At 61.6% G+C, this 22,331-nt stretch carries 20 protein-coding genes; 8 read left to right on the top strand and 12 right to left on the bottom strand.

Features of this window, described 5'->3' with window-relative positions; all coding sequences use genetic code 11:
* Window positions 1–8: 8 nt before the first annotated feature.
* From FBY10_RS02685 to FBY10_RS02675, 3 genes are read right to left on the bottom strand one after another with little or no spacing between them, the layout of a single operon-like run.
* Window positions 9–968 carry a carboxylesterase gene (locus FBY10_RS02685; protein ID WP_145335148.1) on the bottom strand — a complete coding sequence of 320 codons (960 nt, stop codon included), beginning with the start codon at window positions 966–968 and terminating at the stop codon, window positions 9–11.
* Window positions 965–2,359, bottom strand: coding sequence for an aspartate aminotransferase family protein (locus FBY10_RS02680; RefSeq protein ID WP_053133503.1), 1,395 nt, complete (start codon window positions 2,357–2,359; stop codon window positions 965–967). The genes FBY10_RS02685 and FBY10_RS02680 overlap by 4 nt, the downstream gene beginning before the upstream one ends.
* The gene (locus tag FBY10_RS02675) at window positions 2,352–3,053 is read right to left on the bottom strand and encodes an MtnX-like HAD-IB family phosphatase (protein ID WP_131697390.1); all 702 of its coding nucleotides are present in this window, start codon (window positions 3,051–3,053) and stop codon (window positions 2,352–2,354) included. Before FBY10_RS02675 ends, FBY10_RS02680 begins: the two co-directional genes overlap by 8 nt.
* 215 nt (window positions 3,054–3,268) lie before the next feature.
* On the opposite strand from FBY10_RS02675, the gene FBY10_RS02670 reads away from it, so the two are divergent.
* A complete protein-coding gene (locus FBY10_RS02670) occupies window positions 3,269–4,039 on the top strand; it encodes a MipA/OmpV family protein (RefSeq protein WP_145335150.1) in 771 nt (256 codons plus the stop codon).
* 116 nt (window positions 4,040–4,155) lie between these two features.
* On the opposite strand, the gene FBY10_RS02665 is transcribed toward FBY10_RS02670, so the two are convergent.
* From FBY10_RS02665 to FBY10_RS02645, 5 genes are all read right to left on the bottom strand, one after another.
* Window positions 4,156–4,560, bottom strand: a complete 405-nt coding sequence (locus FBY10_RS02665) for an EamA family transporter (protein WP_145335152.1) — start codon at window positions 4,558–4,560, stop codon at window positions 4,156–4,158.
* Window positions 4,557–4,937 (bottom strand): transporter, encoded by a 381-nt coding sequence (locus FBY10_RS02660; RefSeq protein WP_131697393.1) that lies wholly within the window; start codon window positions 4,935–4,937, stop codon window positions 4,557–4,559. Before FBY10_RS02660 ends, FBY10_RS02665 begins: the two co-directional genes overlap by 4 nt.
* Window positions 4,934–5,854, bottom strand: coding sequence for an arginase (locus tag FBY10_RS02655; RefSeq protein WP_145335154.1), 921 nt, complete (start codon window positions 5,852–5,854; stop codon window positions 4,934–4,936). The genes FBY10_RS02660 and FBY10_RS02655 overlap by 4 nt, the downstream gene beginning before the upstream one ends.
* A gap of 117 nt (window positions 5,855–5,971) precedes the next feature.
* Window positions 5,972–6,631, bottom strand: a complete 660-nt coding sequence (locus tag FBY10_RS02650; RefSeq protein WP_131697395.1) for a DsbA family oxidoreductase — start codon at window positions 6,629–6,631, stop codon at window positions 5,972–5,974.
* 55 nt (window positions 6,632–6,686) lie between these two features.
* A complete protein-coding gene (locus tag FBY10_RS02645) occupies window positions 6,687–7,706 on the bottom strand; it encodes an alpha/beta fold hydrolase (protein ID WP_145335156.1) in 1,020 nt (339 codons plus the stop codon).
* A gap of 182 nt (window positions 7,707–7,888) precedes the next feature.
* Here FBY10_RS02645 and metR point away from each other — a divergent pair, with 182 nt between their 5' ends.
* The gene (gene metR / locus FBY10_RS02640) at window positions 7,889–8,806 is read left to right on the top strand and encodes a transcriptional regulator MetR (protein WP_053133526.1); all 918 of its coding nucleotides are present in this window, start codon (window positions 7,889–7,891) and stop codon (window positions 8,804–8,806) included.
* 17 nt (window positions 8,807–8,823) lie between these two features.
* Here metR and FBY10_RS02635 read toward each other — a convergent pair whose 3' ends face one another.
* The 3 genes from FBY10_RS02635 to FBY10_RS02625 are packed head-to-tail and all read right to left on the bottom strand — an operon-like array spanning window position 8,824 to window position 11,098.
* Window positions 8,824–9,330 (bottom strand): GNAT family N-acetyltransferase, encoded by a 507-nt coding sequence (locus FBY10_RS02635; RefSeq protein ID WP_131697397.1) that lies wholly within the window; start codon window positions 9,328–9,330, stop codon window positions 8,824–8,826.
* Window positions 9,331–9,335: 5 nt separating this feature from the next.
* Window positions 9,336–9,749: an NUDIX domain-containing protein gene (locus FBY10_RS02630; RefSeq protein ID WP_145335158.1), complete on the bottom strand. Its 414-nt coding sequence runs from the start codon at window positions 9,747–9,749 to the stop codon at window positions 9,336–9,338.
* 32 nt (window positions 9,750–9,781) lie between these two features.
* Complete coding sequence (locus FBY10_RS02625) at window positions 9,782–11,098, bottom strand: HD domain-containing phosphohydrolase (RefSeq protein ID WP_145335160.1); 1,317 nt, start codon at window positions 11,096–11,098, stop codon at window positions 9,782–9,784.
* A 255-nt stretch (window positions 11,099–11,353) separates the two neighbouring features.
* Between FBY10_RS02625 and FBY10_RS02620 the strand changes: the two genes are divergently transcribed.
* The 4 genes from FBY10_RS02620 to FBY10_RS02605 are packed head-to-tail and all read left to right on the top strand — an operon-like array spanning window position 11,354 to window position 17,423.
* Window positions 11,354–13,228: a bifunctional diguanylate cyclase/phosphodiesterase gene (locus tag FBY10_RS02620; protein WP_131697400.1), complete on the top strand. Its 1,875-nt coding sequence runs from the start codon at window positions 11,354–11,356 to the stop codon at window positions 13,226–13,228.
* Window positions 13,229–13,253: 25 nt separating this feature from the next.
* Window positions 13,254–14,222: a cytochrome-c peroxidase gene (locus FBY10_RS02615; protein ID WP_131697401.1), complete on the top strand. Its 969-nt coding sequence runs from the start codon at window positions 13,254–13,256 to the stop codon at window positions 14,220–14,222.
* A gap of 10 nt (window positions 14,223–14,232) precedes the next feature.
* Window positions 14,233–16,047, top strand: coding sequence for a DAHL domain-containing protein (locus FBY10_RS02610; protein WP_145335162.1), 1,815 nt, complete (start codon window positions 14,233–14,235; stop codon window positions 16,045–16,047).
* The gene (locus FBY10_RS02605; protein ID WP_131697403.1) at window positions 16,044–17,423 is read left to right on the top strand and encodes an ATP-binding protein; all 1,380 of its coding nucleotides are present in this window, start codon (window positions 16,044–16,046) and stop codon (window positions 17,421–17,423) included. The genes FBY10_RS02610 and FBY10_RS02605 overlap by 4 nt, the downstream gene beginning before the upstream one ends.
* A 158-nt stretch (window positions 17,424–17,581) precedes the next feature.
* Here the strand turns inward: FBY10_RS02605 and FBY10_RS02600 are convergent, their stop codons facing one another.
* The gene (locus FBY10_RS02600) at window positions 17,582–18,109 is read right to left on the bottom strand and encodes a hypothetical protein (protein WP_145335163.1); all 528 of its coding nucleotides are present in this window, start codon (window positions 18,107–18,109) and stop codon (window positions 17,582–17,584) included.
* Window positions 18,110–18,480: 371 nt separating this feature from the next.
* Between FBY10_RS02600 and FBY10_RS02595 the strand changes: the two genes are divergently transcribed.
* Both FBY10_RS02595 and bglX read left to right on the top strand, forming a co-directional pair.
* A complete protein-coding gene (locus tag FBY10_RS02595; RefSeq protein ID WP_256663401.1) occupies window positions 18,481–20,061 on the top strand; it encodes a glucan biosynthesis protein in 1,581 nt (526 codons plus the stop codon).
* Complete coding sequence (gene bglX / locus FBY10_RS02590; RefSeq protein WP_256663389.1) at window positions 20,058–22,322, top strand: beta-glucosidase BglX; 2,265 nt, start codon at window positions 20,058–20,060, stop codon at window positions 22,320–22,322. Before FBY10_RS02595 ends, bglX begins: the two co-directional genes overlap by 4 nt.
* Window positions 22,323–22,331 lie beyond the last annotated feature (9 nt).

Below are 22,331 nucleotides of genomic sequence, written 5' to 3'. Positions count from 1 at the left end.
AACGCCGATCAAATGTGGGAGCTGTCGAGCCCCGGCGAGGCTGCGATGGCATCACCTCGGTGTACCTGAAAGACCGAGGCGCCTGCAGCGCAGCCTCGCTGAAGCTCGACAGCTCCCACATTGATCTGTATTGGGTTGACGCCCGTGTGCTGCTCGACAAAGTCGGCACTCAACTCGATCACCCGCCGGTATTGCAGGTCGACGGTGATCATGTGGTAACAGTTGTCCAGCAGGATCTTGGTCACCGGGCCACCCAGGTGACGCTCCACGTAATCGGCGTTCCAGCGGCTGGTGATGTCGTCTTCGAGGGAGTGCAACACCAGGGCCGGCACCTTGACCTTGGGCATGCGTTTCCTGACCACGGCGTTCATGCGGTGCAACTCGCGCACCGTGATGCCTTCCATGGTCAACAAACCGGCTTCGCTGCTCTCCCCTTCCTTCATCTGCCGCTCGACGATTGCCCGCAAGCGTTCGTTCTTGATGCCGTAGGGCGGCTTCTCTTCGAAGCGACAGACGTGCACGCCGAACGGAATCTTCATCAGCAACGGCGTGAGGAATGCCAGCTTGTTGATGCTCCAGCCGTCGTACTTGAGGGTGGTGGAATACATCAGCAGCCCGGCGACTTGCCCTGGGTGCTCGGCGGCCACGTACATCGACATCACCGCGCCCATGGACAAGCCACCGACAAACACCTGTTCGTGGCGTTGCCTGACCTGTACGAAGGTCTTGCGCACGCCTTCGTACCAGTCGCGCCAGCCGGTGGCCTGCAGGTCGCTGTTATCGCCGCAATGCCCGGCCAGGGTGGGCACGTACACCGTGCAGTTACCCGCCTTGGCCAGGCCCTTGGCGACCTGTCGCAATTCCGTCGGGGTGCCGGTCAGGCCGTGGATCAACAGGATCCCGACCGGACCTTCACCGAGAACGAAACCGGCACTACCTTCACCGAGGTCGATCCCAGTTGCGTTCACCGTTTGGTCGCCCGTACCAGCAGTTGTTCGAGCAGCTTCAGGCCCAGCTCGATTTCCGGGTAGCTGATTTCCAGGGACGGTGCCAGGGTGATCACGTTTTTGTAGTAGCCGCCCACGTCGAGGATCAGGCCGAGTTTGCGCCCATCCACCACCATGTCGCCTTTCATGCCTTCTTCGACCATGTAGTCCAGGGTCGCCTTGTCTGGCGTAAAGCCGTCCGGGCCGCAGATTTCGCAGCGCAGGGCCAGGCCCAGGCCGTCGACGTCGCCGATGATCGGGAAACGCTTCTGCAGGTCTTGCAGGCCTTCGAGGAAGAATTTGCCTTTGGCCATGACCATCGCGCCGTAGTCGACTTCGTTGGTCATCTTGAACATTTCCAGGCCCACCGCCGTGCCCAATGGGTTGGAGGCGAAGGTGGAGTGGGTCGAACCTGGCGGGAAGATCTTCGGGTTGATCAACTCTTCACGGGCCCAGATGCCGCCCAGTGGGTTGAGGCCGTTGGTCAGCGCCTTGCCGAACACGATCACATCCGGTTGTACGTCGAAGTGCTCGATCGACCAGAGTTTGCCGGTGCGGTAGAAGCCCATCTGGATTTCGTCGGACACCATCAGGATGCCGTGCTGGTCCAGCACATGCTTGAGCTCGCGGTAGAAGTTCATCGGCGGGATCACGTAGCCACCGGTGCCCTGGATCGGCTCGACGTAGAACGCGGCGTATTCACTCTGGCCGACTTTCGGGTCCCACACACCGTTGTATTCGGTCTCGAACAAGCGGGCAAATTGCTGCACGCAGTGGCTGCCGTACTCTTCCTTGGTCATGCCTTTGGGGCCGCGGAAGTGGTACGGGAACGGGATGAACTGGGCACGCTCGCCGAAGTGACCGTAGCGACGACGGTAGCGGTAGCTGGACGTGATCGACGAGGCGCCGAGGGTACGCCCGTGGTAGCCGCCTTCGAAGGCGAACATCAGGCTTTTGCCGTTGGTGGCGTTACGCACCACCTTCAGGGAGTCTTCGATCGACTGCGAGCCGCCGACGTTGAAGTGCACGCGACCGTCGAGGCCGAATTTCTTCTTGGCGTCCACCGCGATCATTTCCGACAGCTCGATTTTGCCTTTGTGCAGGTACTGGCTGGCGATTTGCGGCAGGGTGTCGATCTGCTGTTTCAGCGCGTTGTTCAAGCGCGGGTTGGCGTAGCCAAAGTTGACCGCCGAGTACCACATTTGCAGGTCGAGGTAGGCCTGGTCTTCGGTGTCCCACACGTAGGAACCTTCGCAACGGCTGAAAATACGCGGTGGCTCGATGTAGTGGACGGTGTCGCCGTAGGAGCAGTACTTGGCTTCTTTATCCAGAAGGATCTGGTCTTCGGCGGTAGCGATGCGGATATCAGACATGATGGAAGAGTTCCTGGTTGTCGGCAGCAGAAAAAGGGGTGGCGTTGGCGGCGATGCCCTGAGGCAGTCGGGCCAGCAATGCAGGCACTTCGGCGAAGGTGTCGAAGCGCGCGTAAGGAATGTTGTTGGCTTCGCAGTACAGGGCGAGGCTGCCTTTGGCGAACACGAAGTCGGCGGTGGAGGCCACGCACATGTCCGACTTGCCGTCGCCGATCACCAGCACGCGCTTGTTGCGCGGGGTGGATTTGCACTTGCAGTTGCCGGACGCCGCTCGGCAGGCGTCGCTGGCGTACGGGAAGTCGATGCGCCAGCTGTTCTGGTCGACCTGGCGCAGGCGGTTGGCGAGGATCGGCAGCAAGGTCACGTAGTTGCGCGACAGGATCCGCGCGATGCCTTGCTCGATGCCGTCGCTGACCACTTCGATGGACGCACCCAGGCCCATGACGTGATCGACGAAATCCGGGAAGTCCGGGTCGATCTCGACACTGTCGAAGTACGCCAGCAGTTCGCTTGGGGTCGCCTTGATCAGCGCCAGTTGGCGGCTCAGGCATTCGCGGGAACCGATATGCCCATCCAGCCATTCCTGTTCGATGGTTTCCCACTCGGGGCCGGCGAAGCGTTGGAGGACGTTGTCGATGACATCGGTGGGGGTAATGGTCCCGTCGAAGTCACACACGATATGCCAGTGGATCATCTGCGTTTACCTTGAGGAGCGCGCTGTGTGCGCTTGCCCAAGGGGTAGAGCAGGGAGTGTGCCAACTGGCTGAAGCCCGGCGGGGCTGGGCGCGCGCGGGGATATGTGTCGCAGGAGCTACAATTTTTGTAGCTTGCTACAAACAAGATGAGTGCTTGCGCAGGCGCGGCGGTTTGCGCGTTCATGCGGGCGTATTCAATCAAGGAACTGGGACCATGTTGAGGATCACATGCGCGGCATTCGCCGGTTTACTCGGACTGTGGAGTGTCTCCAACACCGCATTGGCGAATAGCATCAGCGGTGACGTCGGTGCTGGCATCAGCTACCAACCCCACGACCCCACCGGCAGCCGCTATGAAACTCGGCCGGTGCCCTATCTCGACCTGGACTGGGGCAACGTCAGCCTGGGCACCGATGACGGTTTGACCTGGAGCGCGCTGAACACCCACGGCTTCAGCGCCGGCCCTTACATCAATTACCTGCAGGGGCGCACCTCCAATGGCTCACTGCAGGGGCTGCGCAATGTGTCGGACATGGCCGAGATCGGCGGTTTCATCCAATACGCACCGGCCGACTTCTGGCGGGTCTATGCCCAACTGGGCCAGGCGGTTGGAGGCGGTCATTCGCAAAGCGGCGCGCTCGGCAAGGTAGGCGGCGAACTGGGCTACCCGCTGGGTGGCGGGATTATCGGCAGCAGCGGCCTGGTGGCGCACTTTGCCGATGCGCGCCAGACCCAGACGTTTTTCGGGGTAGACGATAACGAGGCGGCAGCCACAGGTTTCAAGGCCTATAACGCCAGCGGTGGTTTCCAGAACCTCACGCTGAGCCAGAGTTTCCAGTTCCCGCTGGCGCCCAACTGGTCACTGCTGACCAGCGCCAGCTGGGTGCACCTGGTGGGTTCGGCGGCCAACAGCAGCATCGTCAAGGAAACCGGGGACGTGAACCAGGGCCAGGTACAGACGGCGATCAGCTACACGTTCGATTGATCACTTCGGACGAAATGTGGGAGGGGGCTTGCTCCCGATAGCGCAGGGTCAGCCAATGCATACGGGACTGATCTACCGCTATCGGGAGCAAGCCCCCTCACACATGGGTGCGTATTTCAGTTTTCCTCGCCTTCGGCCAGCAGCGCTATACCGCCAATAATCACCGCCACCCCCGCCCAATGCAGCGAACTGATATGTTCCCCCAGCCCCAGCCACGAACCCAGCAACACCACCACAAACACCAGTGAACTCAGGGGAAACGCCAGGGACAGGCTGCTGCGCCGCAGGATCAGCATCCACACGAAAAACGCGCCGATATAGCAGGCAATCGCCGCCAGGATCCCCGGATTGCGCGCCACCTCGGACAACCACTGCCAGTTGAAATCCATCTGCCCCAACTGGTCGCCGGCAACCTTGGTAAACAGCTGCCCGGCACTCTCGGTGCAGATCAGCAAGGCCCATAGCACCACCGTGCCCAGGCGCCCATGTAACCAACCGGTATGGATCGTTTGCGTACTCATGCCTGACTCCCTGCAATCGCTACCAGCATCACACCCAAGGTAATCACCAGCGTGCCCAACCAACGGCGGCGGCTGACGACTTCGCCCAGTACCACTTTGCCCGCCAGCACCACGCCGCAATAGGCCAGCGCCGCGGCCGGGAACAACAGGCTCAACGGCGCACGAGACAGCGCTTCGAGCCACACGAAAAACTCAATCACATAAGCACCGATCCCCGCCCACAGCAGCGGCGCATTGAATACCTGGCCCCAGAACGCATTCAGGCGAAAGTTGCCCTCCAGCTCCGGCAAACGGTCCAGGCCGAGCTTGAAACACAGTTGGCCGATCACATCGAGCACGATGGAAAAGGCCACCAGCAACACCACGGTCAGGGTCACGGGAACAGCTCCTCAAACAGGTCGATCAGGGCTTCATTGGTGGCGGCGTTGCGCTGCAAATCCTCCGGGCTCCAGCGCTCCGGTGGCGGTTGGTCGGACTTGGCTTCCCAACGCTTGAACGCATTGCTGAAGGCCGGCGTGGCGAACTCGCCGCACACGTCGATGCCGATGATGCGCTTACGCGCTGCCAGCGCCCGCAGGGCTTGCAGCAGGTGGGTCAGGCGCATGCCACCCTGGTCCCAGTTGGTGGCGGCGTCTTCGCTGGCGAGCACGTCTTTGTCGAGGGTGATCCAGATCGCTTCGGTGGGCAGGCTGCTGATCATCTGTTCGAGAAACGCCGCCCAGTCCAACTCGGCCAGGTTGCGCCAGTGCAGATGGTTTTCCCGTTGCTGGTGGCCGGCGCCATCGCCGACCCGGCCCCAGACTTTCGACGGTGGGTGCTGCCAGGGAAACAACTGCAACTGCCCACGCTTGAGGGCAGCGAGGTTACCGCCGCGCAGTTGCGGGTTGTGCAGGTCATCGCTGCACGGGCCGAGGGTGACGATGCGCTTGATCGCCGGCATTTTCAGCGCGCGGTTGACCCATGAGCCACAGTGGCGCTTGGGCGCAAAGCGCACCCAGTCGGGGTGGTTGTCGAAGTGGATCAGGCTGGTGGGTTCTTTCAGGTCGGCCAGAAACGCCGGGGTCAGGTGGTGATAATCACCGGAGCCGACAAACAGGATTTCCGGGCGCGCATCCGTGGGCCGGGGCCGCTGGGCCAGGCGTTCGGCGAAGCGCTTCCAGGTTTTTTCGGTAGACCACAGGCGCAGCTTCGGGCCCAGGTCCAGCAGGTCGATACGCGTGGCACGGCCACTGGCCAAACGTCGGGCAATCGGTGCCTGACCGGTGAGGCTGTGGTCGAGGTCAAGAATGTTCAAGGTCATGTTCCCCTATGGCTTTAGGGGGTCAATGCAAGGGGCGGGCCAGCGCTTACCTCAAGGTCAGTGAGAAATAAATGTGGGAGGGGGCTCGCCCCCTCCCACATTGGATCTCAGTCAGCCTTGGTTTTTGGCTTCGCTGATGATCTGGCGAATCGCGCCGACAAAGGCTTCCGCCGGCTGGCCACCGCTCACGGCGTACTGGTCGTTGAACACGATGGTCGGCACCGACGTCACCCCACGGGAAGTCCACAACTGCTCTTGCTCGCGGACTTCGGCGGCGTATTCATCGGAGGCGAGAATCTCGGCGGCGCGCTTTATATCCAGGCCGACGCTTTCAGCGATGATCGCCAGGGTGGCGTGATCGGAAGGGTCCTGGCCATCGGTGAAGTAGGCTTTGAACAACGCTTCCTTGAGGTTGTACTGCAAGCCTTCGAGCCCGGCCCAATGCAACAGGCGATGCGCGTCGAAGGTGTTGTAGATGCGGCTTTGGCCATCGGTGCGAAAGGCAAAACCGAGCTCGGCGCCCATGTCACGGATGCGCGCACGGTTGGCCTGGGATTCTTCGGCGCTGGAGCCGTATTTCTCGGTGATGTGTTCGACGATGTTCTGACCGATGGCGGGCATGTTCGGGTTCAGTTCGAACGGCTGGAAATGGATCTCGGCCTGGACCTCGGCACCGAGCTGGTCGAGGGCTTCGGTCAGGCCGCGCAGGCCGATGATGCACCAGGGGCAGGACACGTCGCTGACGAAATCGATTTTCAGGGGAGTACTCATGGTAGGCAACCTCGCAGGCTTCAATACGCCGTAAAGGGTGCACGATACACCAATGTCACAGCAGCTTCGAAGGCGCGACCGGGTCAATCTGCGCCCAATGTGCGGCATCTTCGCGATGAGCCTGCAGGTACGGCAACACCGCTGTCAGCAGCGGCGCCTTGAACGCTTCCTGGAAACGATGGGCCATGCCGGGAATCAACTTCAACTGGCTGCCCTGGATATGCGCCGCCAGGTGCACGCCGTGCATCACCGGCAGCAACGGATCGGCGGTGCCGTGGACCACCAGCGTCGGTACACGCAGTTGGTTGAGCAACGGCACGCGGCTCGGTTCGGCGAGGATCGCCATGATCTGGCGCTTCACGCCTTCCGGGTTGAAGGCGCGGTCGTAAGACAGCGCCGCCTGGTGCAGCAACGCCTGGCGATCATCCTTCACGTTCGGGCTGCCCAGCGCCGCGAGCAAATCGGCCTGCTGCTCCAGCGCCACTTCACGATTCGGCGCACTGCGTCGCGACAACAACTGCACCAGCGCCGCATTCGGTGCCGGCAAGCCTTCGGCACCGGAGCTGGTCATGATCAGGGTCAGGCTTTCCACGCGCTGCGGCGCCATCGCCGCCAGGTGCTGGGCGATCATGCCGCCCATGCTTGCGCCCAGTACGTGAAACTGCTGGATCTGCAAGGCGTCCATCAAGCCCAGGGCGTCGTCGGCCATATCCGTCAGCGTGTAGGGTGCCGCCACCGGCAGGCCGAGCTTGTAGCGCAGTACCTCAAAGGTCAGGTTGGCGTTTACCGGCGCCTGGCGCCAGGTCGACAGGCCGACATCGCGGTTGTCATAGCGGATCACTCGGAAACCCTGCTGGCACAGGGCGACGACGACTTCGTCGGGCCAGTGGATCAGTTGCCCGCCCAACCCCATCACCAGCAGCAAGGCAGGGTCGGACGCACGGCCGATACTCTGGTAAGCGATGCTCACCTGAGCCAGGTCGACCGTTTGGGTCGGGACATTGACATCACATCGAGAAGCCGCAAAAGACGGCAGGCCGAACAGTAGAGCGGCCAGTAAAAGCAACACGCGCATGAAAAACACCGAAACGCAGAACCCCAGTAGAGCGCGAGTCTGATGAAGTTTGTTCAAGCGCGCTGCCACAGTTCCATGACAGTTTGATGAAGAGTGCCCGGCGGTCCTGGTCGACACGCGTTGCAACATGAGACAAACTCACGCTATCCCGCTTCGTCACAAATTGTCTTCATGGAGAGCCCGTGCTCGAGATCCGCCACCTCAAGACCCTGCACGCCTTGCGCGAAGCCGACAGCCTGGTGGAGGCCGCCGAGCGCCTGCACCTGACGCAGTCGGCGCTGTCCCACCAGTTCAAGGAGCTGGAAGAACGCCTGGGCATGCCGCTGTTCGTGCGCAAAACCAAGCCGGTGCGCTTCACCAGCGCCGGTCTGCGCCTGCTGCAATTGGCCGACGCCACCCTGCCCCTGCTGCGCGGCGCCGAACGCGACATCGCGCGTTTGGCCGGTGGCACCGCCGGGCGCTTGCACATGGCGATCGAGTGCCACAGTTGTTTCCAGTGGCTGATGCCGACCATCGACCAGTTCCGCGATGCCTGGCCGGAAGTCGAGCTGGACCTGGCGTCGGGCTTTGCGTTCGCCCCGCTGCCGGCCCTGGCCCGTGGCGACCTGGACCTGGTGGTGACCTCCGACCCGCTGGAGCTGCCGGGCATCACCTATGTGCCGCTGTTCACCTACGAAGCCATGCTCGCCGTGGCCAACCAGCACGCGCTGGCGAACAAGGCTTACATCGTGCCCGAAGACCTGCTGACCGAAACCCTGATCACCTACCCGGTGGAGCGCGATCGCCTGGACATCTTCACCCGCTTCCTGGAACCGGCCGATGTGGAACCGGCCCAGGTGCGCACCTCGGAACTCACGGTGATGATGATGCAACTGGTCGCCAGCGGCCGCGGCGTGTGCGGCATGCCCCATTGGGCGCTGCATGAATACAGCTCGCGCGGCTACGTGAAGGCCAAGCGTTTGGGCGAGAAAGGGCTGTTTGCGACGTTGTACGCGGGGATTCGTGCGGACATGCTGGATGCGCCGTACATGCGCGACTTTTTGCTGACGGCCAAGGACACGTCGTTTTCAACGCTGGATGGCGTGAGCGCGGTACGCTGAAGCAACACATCTGGAACTCAGTAAGCCGTGAGTTCGCGCCACATGTAGATTTTGTCGAAGTAGTCCACGCCCACCCGCACCGCCAACGGTTCCAGGCCGTACTGGATAAACCCGCAGCGTCGGTACAGTGCAAACGCTGCATCGTTGCCGGCAGTGACGGTCAGCTGGATCACTTTCAGACGCGGATGTCGGCGCGCTTCATCCAGCGCGGCCTCGACCAAGCGCCGACCCAAGCCTTTGTGCTGGTAAGCCGCGTTCACGTACATGCCGAACAGGGTCACCTTGTGCCGCGCCTTCTCGCGAGGCTCGAAGGCCAGGCCGACGATGCCGGCCAGTTCCCCGTCGACGTACGCGCCGAGCAAGCGATCCAGCGGACTCTCCAGGCGCTTTTCCCACCAGCTCAACGGCATGGCTGCACGCTCGGCCACACTGGAAGTGAACGCCTGGGGATAGGCGCCGTAAGCTTCCAGCATCAACGCCCGATAAGCTTCGGCATCGTTGGCCCCCAGCGCACGGACGCTCATTCGCGTCAGGCCGGCGTGGTCAGTGACGCACGGTAAAACGGCAGGATCAGGTCACGGGTCAAGGGCGCCAGAACCAGGCCACCATCACCGGCAGGATCGATCCAGCGCACCTCTTCGATTTCAGCGGCCGGGCTGACCGGACCATCGATCTGCACCTGGAACAATTCAGCGTCCACGGTGAATCCCGGTTCGTTGGCTGCGGGGGCCGAGAAGTGACCGAGGTAGACCGCGTCACCGGGCTTGATGCGCAGGTTCAGCTCTTCGTACAGCTCGCGGGCCAGGGCCTCGGCGGGCTGCTCACCGGCGTCGATCTTGCCACCGGGTTGCATAAAGGCCTGGGTGCCGCGCTTGCGTACCAGCAGGGTGTGGCCATCGCTGCCGATCAGCAGGGCAGCGGCGATACGGATAGTGCTAGGCATGAACTGAAAACCTTGAACTCAAAAAATGAAAATTAATGAAGCACCGCGTCGGTCTCGTCCGGCTCCTTGATAAACACGCTGTACTTGGCGCCTTCCATCGCCTCAAACGCAATCAGCTTGTCCACCAACGGCAGGTTCAACACCTTGCCGGCATTGAGCAGCAACATGCCGTTATCGGCGTTGAGGTTGCGCGCCAGGACCATGCCTTCTTCCAGCTCACGGGTGGTGAGCACCTTGACGGTGGGGTCGCCCAGGGTCACATCACTGAGAAACGCGGCGCAGGCCAGGATGAAGTCCTCGACCAGCTCCGGATCGTAGAGGCGCCCGGCATATTTGCGGATGTACAACAATGCCTCATCGCTGTTCATCTGCCGCTCAAGGATCAACCCCTTCTGCAACTCGATGAAGTCCACCGCCAGTTTCAGCAGGCGCGAACCAAACGGAATCGCATCGCCCTTGAGGTGGTCGGGAAAACCGCTGCCGTCCCAGCGCTCCTGGTGATGACGAATGATCCGCGCGGCATCCTTCATCGGCTCCAGGGTCATCAGCAGCGATTCGCTCTGGGCCGGATAGCCACGGTAGCGCTCGCGATCAGTGCTGTGCAGCTTGTCGGCCGGCTCGATCAACATGCTGTCGCTCCAGCTCAGCTTGCCGATGTTGTACAACGCGGCGGCCATGGCCAGGTCGCGCGAACTGGCTTCGTCCATGTACTGGGCGGCGCAGTACACGCGCACCAGTTCGATCAGCGGACGATTGGTCTGTTTGTTCTTGGGCAGGCGCAGGTTGGCCAACAACGAAAACACTTCAGTGCCGGTCACGTAGCTGCGCTTTAGCTCGTCGTAGGCAAGGTCGAGCATGTCGGCGGTTTGCTGCAACTCGGACGTGCGCGCCGCCACCCGTTTTTCGAGTGTGGCGTTGAGCACCTTGAGCTGTTCGTTCTGCTCCAGGGTCAAGCGCTCCAGGCGCTGATGATCCAGGGTCTGCTGGAGGATCAGCTTGAGTTCGTCGTCGTTCCAGGGCTTGCCGATATAGCGGTGGATCTGCCCTTCGTTGATCGCCTTGATGATCGTCGGCAGATCGGCGTAACCGGTCAACAGGATACGGCAGGTGCCGGGGTACAACCGATGGACTTCGGCCAGCAATTGCGCGCCGTCCATGCCAGGCATACGCGCATCGCTCATGATCAGGTCGATGGGCTGGGCCGCCATTATTTCCAGGGCTTGGGCACCGCTGCCGGCCAGCACCACATCGAAAGGCTGGCCACGCAGCAGCCGACGCAGGCTGTTGAGGATCGACTCTTCGTCGTCGACCAGCAAAATAGTGGGCTGTTTAGCGAGTTGTTCATCCATGCTGACTGCGCCTTCAAATTAAACAAAATTGAGCCGATTTATACACTTGTGCCATGCCGCCTCCGTCTCTGGAAGGGCAAAGCCGGTCGACGCGGTGTGTATACATGCAAAAGCCTGCACTGATTTGACGCCAACTGGCCGTCGATATCAAGGGAGCTCGACTATGCTGTCACCTTAAGTGGGCGTCTCACTCATCTTTGCAATCAGGGAAGGAATCGTTATGTCGTCGAGTCGCTTGCAGCTGTGGAGTGCGTCATGACCCCGGACTCAGGACGGGCCAATCGGCGAATTCTGATCGTCGATGACACCACATCCATCCACCAGGACTTTCGCAAGATCCTCTGCGCCGACACAGACGGCGAGGCTTCCCTGGACACCCTTGAGCAAACCCTGTTCGGCACCACGACGGTTGTGCGCCAGGCGTTTGTGCTGGACTCCGCCTACCAGGGCCAGGAAGCCCTGGATCTGGTGAATCGGGCCCTGGCAGCCAATGCGCCCTATGCCATGGCGTTCATCGACATGCGCATGCCGCCTGGCTGGGACGGCCTGGAAACCATCGAGCAGTTGTGGAACGTCGATCCCAACCTGCAGATCGCCCTGTGCACCGCCTATTCCGACTATTCGTTTGAAGCGATCGAAGCGCGATTGAAGTACAATGACCAGTTGCTGATCCTGAAGAAGCCCTTCGACCACCTGGAAATCCGCCAGATGGCCAGCGCCCTGACCTGGAAATGGCAGCTCGCCCAGGATGCCGCCCTTAAGGTGATCGGGCTCGAACGCACGATTGAGGACCGCGTGCAGGAGTTGCTGAAAGTCTCGCACCTGCTGCAATACGACGCGCTCACGGAGTTGCCCAACAGCACGTTGCTGGGCGACCGCCTGACCCAGGCCATTGCCCTGGGCCGACGCCATGACACGCAACTGGCGGTGATGTTTATCGGGCTCGACCGCTTCAAGCGCATCAACAACGCCCTGGGTTATCCGGTGGGAGATGAGGTGCTCCAGCAGGTCAGCCAAAGCCTGGTGGCGGCCGTTCGGGCGTCGGACTCGGTGTTTCGCTATGGCTCGGACGAGTTTGTGATCCTGCTCAATGATGTCCAGCATCCCCAGCAAACCCAGCACATCGCCCAGAAGGTACTCAAGGCCATCAGCGTCACCCGCCATGTCGCGGGGCACGACCTGAGCGTTACCGCGAGCCTGGGCATCAGCCTCTATCCGAATGACAGCAGCACTGCGGTGGAGCTGATCAAGCACGCCGAAACCGCCATGCACACCACCAAGGAGCGTGGCCCGGACGATCTGAGTTTCTACACCGAAGACATGAACCTGCGCGCCCAGCATCAACAGAACCTGGAAAGCGCGATCCGCCAGGCCCTGGAACACGATGAGTTTGCGCTGCACTACCAGCCCAAGCTGGACCTGAAAACCGGACGGATCCTCGGCGCAGAGGCGCTGATCCGCTGGTTTCAACCGCGCTCGGGCTGGGTCCACCCGGCCGACTTCATTCCGGTGGCCGAAGACAGCGGACTGATCGTCCCCTTGACCCAGTGGGTGCTGCGCCACGCCTGCGAACAGGCACAGGCCTGGCGCACCATGGGCCTGGCGCCGCTGCGCATCTCGGTGAACATCTCGGCCATCGACTTCCGCCAGCGCGAGTTTGTCGACAACCTGGCCGCCATCCTCAAGCAGACCGGCCTGCCGCCCAACCAGCTGGAGCTGGAAATCACCGAAAGCGTACTGATGCAGAATGTCGACGATACGGTCGATATCCTGAACCGGATCAAGGCCATGGGCGTGCGCCTGGCCCTGGATGATTTCGGCACCGGCTACTCCAGCCTCAGCTACCTGCGACGCTTTCCCATCGATGTGCTGAAGATCGACCAATCATTCGTGCGCGGGCTGCACGAAAATAGCCAGGACGCGCAACTGATCAGCGCTATCATCGGCATGGGCAAGAGCCTGGAGCTGAACATCATCGCCGAAGGGGTGGAGACCGTCGAACAGCTGAACTTCCTGAGAGCCCAGCACTGCGAAGAAGGCCAGGGTTTTCTGTTCAGCAAGGCCGTACCTGCGAAGGATTTCGCCCAGTTACTGCAGGTGGGCAGCCCCACACTGATGCCCGACCAATAGCCCTATGCCTGCAAGGAGTGCTCGCTTGAGCGACGTTTCAACCTACCGTTTCGGCCTCACCCTCTCGTTGGGGCTGTGCCTGGGGATGACCGTGACGGCCGCGCCGCTGGACGAAGCGCTCAAACCCATGCCGCCGGTGCCGCCACTCGACCCGGCCAAGGTCGAGCTGGGGCGCCAACTGTTCAATGAGCCGCGCCTGTCGGTCAACAACACACTGTCCTGTGCCAGCTGCCATCACCTCGAATCCGGGGGCGCCGACACGAAACCCTTCTCCCTGGGTTTCGACGGCAAGCCCGTGGAAATCAATACGCCTTCGGTATTCAACGCCAGCCTGAACTTCAAACAGTTCTGGAATGGCCGGGTGGATACCCTGGAAGCGCAGGTCGAGCAGGTGGTCATCAGCCCGGTGGAAATGGGCAGCGACTGGAAAACCGTGGTGCAGAACCTGACCGCCCTGCCCGCCTACCAGGCAGCGTTCAAACAGACCTACCCCGATGGCATCACCGCGGCCAATGTGCAAAATGCCCTGGCCACCTATGAACGCACGCTGCTGACGCCCAACTCACGGTTTGACCAGTACCTGCTGGGCAACACGGAAATCCTCACGATCCAGGAAAAGTACGGTTACCAGCGCTTCAAGGATTACGGCTGCATCGCCTGTCACCAGGGCATCAACATCGGCGGCAACATGTTCCAGAAGTTCGGCGTGATGGGCGACTACTTCAAGGCACGCGGCAACCCCGTCGAGTCGGACCTGGGGCGCTACCTGCTGACCAAGGATGAAGAAGACCGCCACGTGTTCAAGGTGCCCAGCCTGCGCAACGTCGCGGTCACGGCGCCGTATTTTCACGATGCCTCGGCCAGGACCCTGGAAGAAGCGGTTGACGTCATGTTCAAGTACCAACTGGGACGCAACCCCTCACAGGAGGATAAAGACCTGATTATCCAGTTTCTCAAGACCCTGACCGGCGAATGGTTGGGCAAGCCTTTATGAGCAGATTGTCATGACCCTCTATCGCCGCCGCGCCAGCCAGTTGGCCTTGGGGTTCATCACCCTGTTGCTGGCCTCGACGCTGATCTTCCTGTACGTCAAGTCGTCCAGCGACCAGGCGTCTTCCTACACCCACTCCCGGGACCTGATCCGGCAGCTGCAACAACTCAACGCCCAGTGGGACAGCGAAGTGCTCAAGGCCAGGATCGCCATCACCCACAATTACGACCCCCTGGTGGCGCCTCTGACAGAAATGACGCGGCTGTGGGCCGAGCTGGAAGCGCACGACTCGTACCACAGCCCGCAAGACCTGCCCGCCTGGCAAGCCAGCCGGCAGGCTTATCAAGCGGCCATCCAGGAAAAGGCCCGGCGCATCGACCAGTTCAAGTCCCACAATGCCGTGTTGCGCAACTCCCTGGCCTTCCTGCCGACCGCCGAAGACGATATCCAGGCGCAGTTCAACCAGGTGAACGACGATACAAAACCGCAACTGCAAAGCGTGGCCACCGACACCTACGACTTGCTGCTCAGCAGCCTGGAATTCGCCCTGGTCACCACCCAAGAGCGCGCCGCCGACATCCTCGTCGGCCTGGGCAAGCTGGCAGTCAACAAGGAACTGCTGCCCAGCGAGTTTCGCGCCCCGGTGGAGATCCTGAGCAATCACATCGAACTGATCCTGCGCGAGCAGCCGGTGGTGAACACCTTGCTCCAAGAGATCGCCGCCATCCCGGTTGCCGAACGCCTGGATGACCTGACCAACCACCTCAACCAGGACCAACAGGCCCTTGACCTTGTCGAACAGCAATACCACCGCTACCTGCTGGTGTTCTCGACCCTGCTGGTGGCCTTGCTGCTGTACCTGACGATTCGCTTGCTGCGCAGTTTCGCCGAGATCAACCGCGTCAATCGCGCCTTGCAGGCGGTGAACGAAACCCTGGAACAGCGCGTGGAGCGGCGCACCCAACAGCTCAAGAATGCCCAAACCGAGCTGATGGACAGCGCGCGCCAGGCCGGCATGGCAGAGATCGCCACCAACGTGCTGCACAATGTCGGCAACGTGCTTAACAGCGTGAACATCTCCGCCGACCTGGTCACCCGCAAACTGCGCAGCAGCAAGGCGATGGGCCTGGGTAAAGCCATGCAGTTGATCAATGAGCGCCAGACCGACCTGGGCACCTTTATCACCGAGGATGAAAAGGGCAAACTGCTGCCCGGCTACTTGAACCAGTTGGTGGACGCCATTGCCGTCGAGCAACAAGGCCTGATCGAGGAACTGGCGCAGTTGAGCAAAAGCGTGGACCACATCAAGGACATCGTCTCCACCCAACAATCCTATGCGGGTGCAGCCTCACTGAAGGAGCCGGTGCAGATCAGCACCTTGATGGAAGACGCCCTGCGCATGAACGCGGGGGCACTGAGCCGGCACAATGTCACGGTGGTCAAGCACTACGGGCAGGTTCCGGAAGTCCTCGGCGACAAACATCGCTTGCTGCTGATCATGGTCAACCTGATCAGCAACGCCAAGTACGCCATGTCCAACCTCACCGACCGGCCACGGCAGATGACCCTGACGGTCCAGCAGCTGGATGAAGACACTCTGCAGATCAGCGTGAAGGACGAGGGCGAAGGTATACCCGCAGAAAATATGACGCGCATCTTCACCCACGGTTTTACCACCCGCAAGGAAGGCCACGGCTTCGGCCTGCACAGCTGCGCACTGGCCGCCGTGGAAATGAATGGACGGCTCACCGCCCATAGCGACGGGCCGGGCCAAGGTGCGATATTCACCCTGACAATCCCCCTCACTCCTGCCGGAAGCCCCGTATGAACCAGCCTCCCAACCGGCGCATCCTGCTGATTGATGACACGCCGTCGATTCACGACGATTTCCGCAAGATCCTGATGCCTGCCGTTGAATCCAACCAGGTGCTGGACGACATGGAGTCGGCACTCTTCGGCGATACAGCCAAAGCCCAGGCCCAGGTGTTCGACCTGCACTCGGCCTACGGCGGCGAAGAAGGCCTGCAGTTGCTCATCACCGCCATGGCGCAACAAAAGCCCTATGCCCTGGCGTTTGTCGACATGCGTATGCCCCAAGGCTGGGACGGTGCGAAGACCATAGAAGAACTCTGGAAAGTCGCCCCCGACCTGCAAGTGGTGGTGTGCACCGCGTACTCGGACTATTCCTGGGAAGACCTGCTGGATCGCCTGCACGGTCATGATCGCTTGCTGATCCTGAAAAAGCCGTTCGACAACATCGAAGTCCAGCAGATGGCCAACACCCTGAGCAATAAATGGGACATGGCCCGTCGCGCCACCCTGCAAACCAGCCAGCTGGAACGGCAGGTGGAACAACGCACGCAAGCGCTGCAGCAGGAAATCGAAGAGCGCAAGCACCTGGAAAGCCAACTGGTGCAGTCGGAAAAACTCGCCTCGCTGGGGCAGCTCGCCGCGGGCGTGGCCCATGAGATCAACAACCCGGTAGGCTTTATCTCGTCCAACCTCAGCACGCTCGACGGCTACTTCAACCAGTTGCAACAGATGCTGGAGGCTTACCAGCAGGCCGAAGAAACCCTCGCCACGGGTGAACAGCACGCGCAGCTCAAGGCATTGCGCACCCGCCTGGAACTGGACTTTCTACAGGACGACATTCCGATATTGATCCACGAGTCCAAGGAAGGCATCGGTCGCGTGGCGCAGATCGTCAAGGACCTGAAAAACTTTTCGCGGGTGGACAACGACCAGACCTGGCAATTTGCAAACCTGCAACAAGGCATCGATTCGACACTGAACATCGTTGCCAGCGAACTCAAGTACAAGGCCGATGTGGTCAAGCACTACGCGCCGCTGCCAGAGATCGAATGCCTGGCCTCGCAGCTCAACCAGGTGGTGATGAACCTGGTGATCAATGCTGCGCAGGCCATGGGGCCGGAACGCGGCATCATCACCCTCAGCAACGGTGTGGAAGGCGAGAACGTGTGGCTGGAAGTGGCGGACAACGGCTGCGGGATTGCCCCCGAGGCGATACAGAAAATCTTCGACCCGTTTTTCACCACCAAGCCGGTGGGCGAAGGCACGGGGTTGGGGCTGTCACTCTCCTACGGCATCGTCAAGAAACACCATGGCGATATCTCTGTCAGCAGTGAGCTGGGCAAGGGGACGACGTTTCGCGTGGTATTGCCGATTCGGCAGACGACGACGTAGGACACGCCCTCCGCGAACTGAACGTAGGCCGCTTGACGCTCAGCGGCCCCGCCAGTAAGGACATCGCTCGAATGCGGGGGATCAAATCCCAGTCGGCGCTGTTTTCAGTGCTCCTGCAAGCCCGGCAGCGCAAACGAACGTGCCCCCCAGCGCCTGGGTCAGCCCAACATCGACTTGACCGACTTGGGCGTGGACTCGTTATGGGCGACCGCTTGCCCGTATCCGTTTATAACCGACAACCAATCGCCCCTCGTGGCCCCCGCAATCGCTGTGGCCAAACCCGTCTTCAGGGTTTTATCAAGGCCGCTTTTCAGCCCTTCCATCATCCCGTCTACGCTGCCATCTGACTTTTCCACCCCATGAAGCATGTTGCTCAAGCCGGGAATAAACCAGGTGTGCCGAGCAATGTCGCCACTCGCCTTTTGTATCCCGCTGCGCTCTGCGGCTTCGGGCGTCTGCGCCGATGGAGCCCGGTGAGTAGAACCCAATGACGGTGCCAGTTGCCGATCGAGCCTGGCCTTGACCAACGCGTTGTCATTGGACATGGCGGGTGCAGATTCGCGGCGTGTCGACGTATAGAGCGGCGTGCTGTCTGACGCAGAATGAGGCGCGGTAGAAGGCACCTGCGGCGGCTGGGCAAAGCGTGCCAGGAGGTCCAAAGAGGTCAGGGCAGTATTGATATTCATGGTCGGCTCACTTTGGGAAAGGTGGAGGAACTCCCGTTTAAGTGGCCAGGGACGACCTATGAGTTCCGCGCGCCAAGGCCTCTGAAATGGGCACCTGCGTGGCCAAGCCTTGGCCGCGATTTCGCAGCAGACGCAGCATGAACGATCGACCTTTAAAAAAACCTGCTCAGAGCGTTGATCTGCCTGCCCTCGCAACCTGTTATTTCTGACAGTAGACAGACCCTTTTCCCGACTCGACACTCCACACAAGCAACACGATTGCATGCCGGTGGCGTGCTGAACGTGAGGCCTGGCCCCTCATCGTCGAAGGAAAGGACACCATGTCTACGCGCCGCGAGTTCCTCACATTCGCTTCACTGGGCGTCCTGCTCATGCCTCTGGGCAGGGGCGCCCAGGCGGCCAATACAACCGACCAGTCACGCGCTTTTTCCTTCGAAGACTTGATCGAACAGGCACAAGCCGATGCCTTGAAACCCTACACCTACCCCAGCACCGCATCGGCCACGCTGCTGGCGAGACTCGACTACACCGCCCACGGCCAGATCCGCTTCAAACCCGAGCGCGCCCTGTTCGCCAAAGGCCCGGGTAAGTTCCCTGTGACGTTCTTTCACTTGGGGTCGTTTTTTCGCACCCCCGTGAGGATGTATGTCCTGGACAACGGCATAGCCCGCGAGATCGTCTACGACCCGGCGCACTTCGATATGCCAGGCGACAGCCCGGCCCATGCCTTGCCCCGTAACAGTGGGTTCGCCGGTTTCCGTATCCAGGAAAGCCGCCTGGGCGACCAGGCCAGGCTGGCGTGGCAACAGAACGACTGGGTGGCCTTTCTTGGCGCATCGTACTTCCGGGCCATCGGCGAGTTGTACCAGTACGGTCTATCGGCACGGGCGATTGCCCTGGACGTGGCACAAGCCGGCAAGGCCGAAGAGTTTCCCGACTTCACCCACATCTGGTTCGAGCCGCCAAAGCACCCACACGCAAACGCCATGATCCTCTATGCGCGGCTCGACGGTCCCAGTATCTGCGGCGCCTACCGTTTCGAGATCCACCGCACACAGGGCGTGGTCATGGACATCGACTGCACGTTTTTCCTGCGCAAGAACGTCAGCCGGCTGGGCATTGCGCCGCTGACCTCGATGTTCTGGTTCAGTGAAACCGCCAAGCGCACCGCCGCCGACTGGCGCCCCGAGGTCCACGACAGTGACGGCCTGGCGCTGTGGACCGGCAGCGGAGAACGTATCTGGCGCCCCCTGAACAACCCGCCACGCACCCTGGTTTCGGCGTTCAGCGATCGTCAACCGAAGGGCTTCGGCCTGCTACAACGCGACCGCAATTTTGACCACTACCTCGATGGTGTGAATTACCAGCGGCGTCCCAGCCTGTGGGTCGAGCCGTTGGGCGATTGGGGCGAAGGCAGCGTGCAACTGATGGAAAACGGCACCGACGACGAGATCCACGACAACATCGTCGCAATGTGGGTGCCCTCGGCGCCAGCCGAAGCGGGCAACCGCTATGCGCTGCGTTATCGCCTGCACTGGCTGGCCCGGGAGCCCTACGTTTCGCCACTGGCAGTGTGCGTGGCCACACGCCTGGGCAAAGGCGGCCAACCGGGCCAGCCGCGCGCTGTGGGTGTGCGTAAATTCGTGGTCGAATTCCAAGGCGCACCCTTGGAAAAACTCGCGCCGGGGGTCAAGCCCGAGGCCGTGATCAGTTGCTCCAGAGGCGAGCTCAGCCAGGTTTTTACCGAAGCGGTGCCGGACGACGTCGCCGGCCATTGGCGAGCACAGTTCGATTTGAGCGTCGACGGCAAGGACCCGGTGGAACTGCGCCTTTTCCTGCGCCTTGACGGCCAGCCGCTGTCAGAGACCTGGCTGTATCAGTACCATCCCTTCAATTCGGAATCGACGGCAATTGGTACCCCTTCAACGGCTGACACCGGCAATCGCCCGTGAGGCTCTATAGCAAATTGGCACTGTGCTACCTGGCGTTCAGTCTCAGCGGCAGCGCTCTCCACGCCGGCGAGCAAGACCCCGTCGAGCGCTTGTTGCAGCAGATGACACTCGAAGAAAAAGTTGGCCAACTCAACCAACTCGGCGTCCAGGACACGCCTACCGGCCCCGTCATTGACCAGGGCGAACTGACGCAACTGCCCATGCACACCGTTGGTTCGGTCCTCGGCGTCTACGGTTTCGAGCGGACTCGCCGGTTACAGGAACAGGTCGTCACGCGTTCGCGCCTGCATATACCGCTGTTGTTTGCGTTCGATGTGATTCACGGTTTTCGTACCGTATTTCCCGTTCCGCTGGCAGAAGCCGCGGCCTGGGACCCCGACCTGGCGCAACGGACCGCTCGCGCGGCGGCCGTTGAAGCGACGGCCAGCGGCGTGCATTGGACCTTCGCCCCGATGGTCGACATTGCCCGCGACCCGCGCTGGGGTCGCGTGGTGGAAGGTACCGGCGAAGATCCGTTCCTGGGCGCGGCGCTGGCCAGCGCTAAAGTGCTGGGGTTCCATGGTCCCGGGCCTCCAGCCCCCTCATTTATGCTGGCGACCGCGAAACACTTCGTGACCTACGGCGCGGCCGAAGGCGGGCGCGACTACAACGTCGCTGACGTGTCGGAACGCACGTTGCGGGAAGTGTATTTGCCGCCTTTCCAGGCGGCTATAGCAGCTGGCGTCGATGGCATCATGCCCGCATTCAACGAGCTGGCCGGGACACCCCTGCACAGCAACAGCGCCTTGTTGACCGGTGTGCTGCGCAATCAATGGAGGTTTCGCGGCCTCATCGTCAGTGACTTCAACGCCATTTGGGAGCTGAGCCAGCACGGCATCGCAGGAGGCCCGGCCGACAGGGCAAGGCTGGCGTTCAACGCCGGCGTGGACATCGACATGGCCAGCCAGACTTACCGCCAATACCTGCCCACGCTGGTGCGCAATGGCCAGGTTCCCCTGACCGCCGTGGACGATGCGGTGCGCCGCGTACTCCAGGCCAAGCAGCGCCTGGGACTGCTTGAAGATCCCTACCGCTATAGCGACGAGGCACGGCAACGGGCCAATGTGCTGACACCGCAGCACCGGGCACTGGCGCGCGAGGCCGCGCAGAAGTCGATTGTCTTGTTGAAAAACACCGATGCCCTGCTGCCGCTGTCCAAGCACCTGCGTAACGTGCTGGTGGTCGGCAGCCTGGCCACGGATGCCGAGGCCACGATCGGCCCATGGGCCTTGGCGGGTCATCCCGAAGATTCGATCACGGTCTTGCAGGGCATACGCCGCGCTGTCGCGCCTGACACTGAGGTGGTTTACCTGCCCGGCGCTTCGCCCATCAGCAACGAGACTCAGAACCTTATCGAGCTCCAGCAGGCCGCCCGCGCTGCCGAGGTGGTGGTCGCCGTACTTGGCGAGCACGCAGATCAGAGCGGCGAAGCCCGCAGTCGCGCGAATCTGGGCTTGCCGGGTGGCCAGGAGACGCTGTTGCGTACCCTGCTGGACAGCGGCAAACCCGTGGTCATCCTGCTGATGAATGGCCGCCCGTTGGTGCTCTCGCAGACCGTGCGCCAGGCGCCGGCGCTGCTGGAAACCTGGTTCCTGGGCAGTGAGATGGGCAATGCCGTGGCCGATATCCTGTTCGGTGACGTCAACCCCAGCGGCAAACTGCCGATCACGTTCCCGCGCAGCGTGGGGCAGATCCCCCTCTACTACGCGCACAAGCGCACCGGTCGTCCGCCCAGCGGCGATGAGAGGTATGTCTCCGGCTACATCGATGAGCACTGGGCGCCGCTGTACCCCTTCGGCTTCGGCCTCAGCTACACCTCGTTCAGCTACTCCCCGCCGCGGCTCAGCGCACAGCGGCTGGCGTCCACCCAAGCGTTGGCCGTATCGGTCACCGTCACCAATACCGGAGCGCGCTCAGGCGAAGAAATCGTGCAGTTGTACCTGCGCGATGATGTCGCCAGCGTGACCCGCCCGGTTCGCCAATTACGCGGCTTTCGCAAAGTGCACTTGGCGCCCGGCGAGGCTCGGGACCTGACCTTTACCCTTGATCAAGAGGACTTCGCCCTGCTGGACCGCGATTTTTCGCCGGTGGTTGAGGCCGGCACGTTCACCGTCTTCGTCGGGGCAGATTCGACCACCGAAAACCAGGCCCGGTTTGAACTGACCGATAGCCGCGCATTGTCTATTTCGGGCCAGTCTGTCCCATCACGGGGATCAAACTGAGCACACCTG

Source organism: Pseudomonas sp. SJZ103 (assembly GCF_007828335.1).
Taxonomy (GTDB): domain Bacteria; phylum Pseudomonadota; class Gammaproteobacteria; order Pseudomonadales; family Pseudomonadaceae; genus Aquipseudomonas.
This window is presented reverse-complemented; position numbering and strand designations above follow the sequence as displayed.

Coding starts and splice junctions, on each gene's coding strand:
- FBY10_RS02680 (WP_053133503.1), bottom strand. CDS start 2,359: ATGTCTGATATCCGCATCGCTACCGCCGAAGACCAGATCCTTCTGGAT.
- FBY10_RS02675 (WP_131697390.1), bottom strand. CDS start 3,053: ATGATCCACTGGCATATCGTGTGTGACTTCGACGGGACCATTACCCCC.
- FBY10_RS02670 (WP_145335150.1), top strand. CDS start 3,269: ATGTTGAGGATCACATGCGCGGCATTCGCCGGTTTACTCGGACTGTGG.
- FBY10_RS02665 (WP_145335152.1), bottom strand. CDS start 4,560: ATGAGTACGCAAACGATCCATACCGGTTGGTTACATGGGCGCCTGGGC.
- FBY10_RS02650 (WP_131697395.1), bottom strand. CDS start 6,631: ATGAGTACTCCCCTGAAAATCGATTTCGTCAGCGACGTGTCCTGCCCC.
- FBY10_RS02645 (WP_145335156.1), bottom strand. CDS start 7,706: ATGCGCGTGTTGCTTTTACTGGCCGCTCTACTGTTCGGCCTGCCGTCT.
- FBY10_RS02635 (WP_131697397.1), bottom strand. CDS start 9,330: ATGAGCGTCCGTGCGCTGGGGGCCAACGATGCCGAAGCTTATCGGGCG.
- FBY10_RS02630 (WP_145335158.1), bottom strand. CDS start 9,749: ATGCCTAGCACTATCCGTATCGCCGCTGCCCTGCTGATCGGCAGCGAT.
- FBY10_RS02625 (WP_145335160.1), bottom strand. CDS start 11,098: ATGGATGAACAACTCGCTAAACAGCCCACTATTTTGCTGGTCGACGAC.
- FBY10_RS02620 (WP_131697400.1), top strand. CDS start 11,354: ATGACCCCGGACTCAGGACGGGCCAATCGGCGAATTCTGATCGTCGAT.
- FBY10_RS02610 (WP_145335162.1), top strand. CDS start 14,233: ATGACCCTCTATCGCCGCCGCGCCAGCCAGTTGGCCTTGGGGTTCATC.
- FBY10_RS02605 (WP_131697403.1), top strand. CDS start 16,044: ATGAACCAGCCTCCCAACCGGCGCATCCTGCTGATTGATGACACGCCG.
- FBY10_RS02600 (WP_145335163.1), bottom strand. CDS start 18,109: ATGAATATCAATACTGCCCTGACCTCTTTGGACCTCCTGGCACGCTTT.
- FBY10_RS02595 (WP_256663401.1), top strand. CDS start 18,481: ATGCCTCTGGGCAGGGGCGCCCAGGCGGCCAATACAACCGACCAGTCA.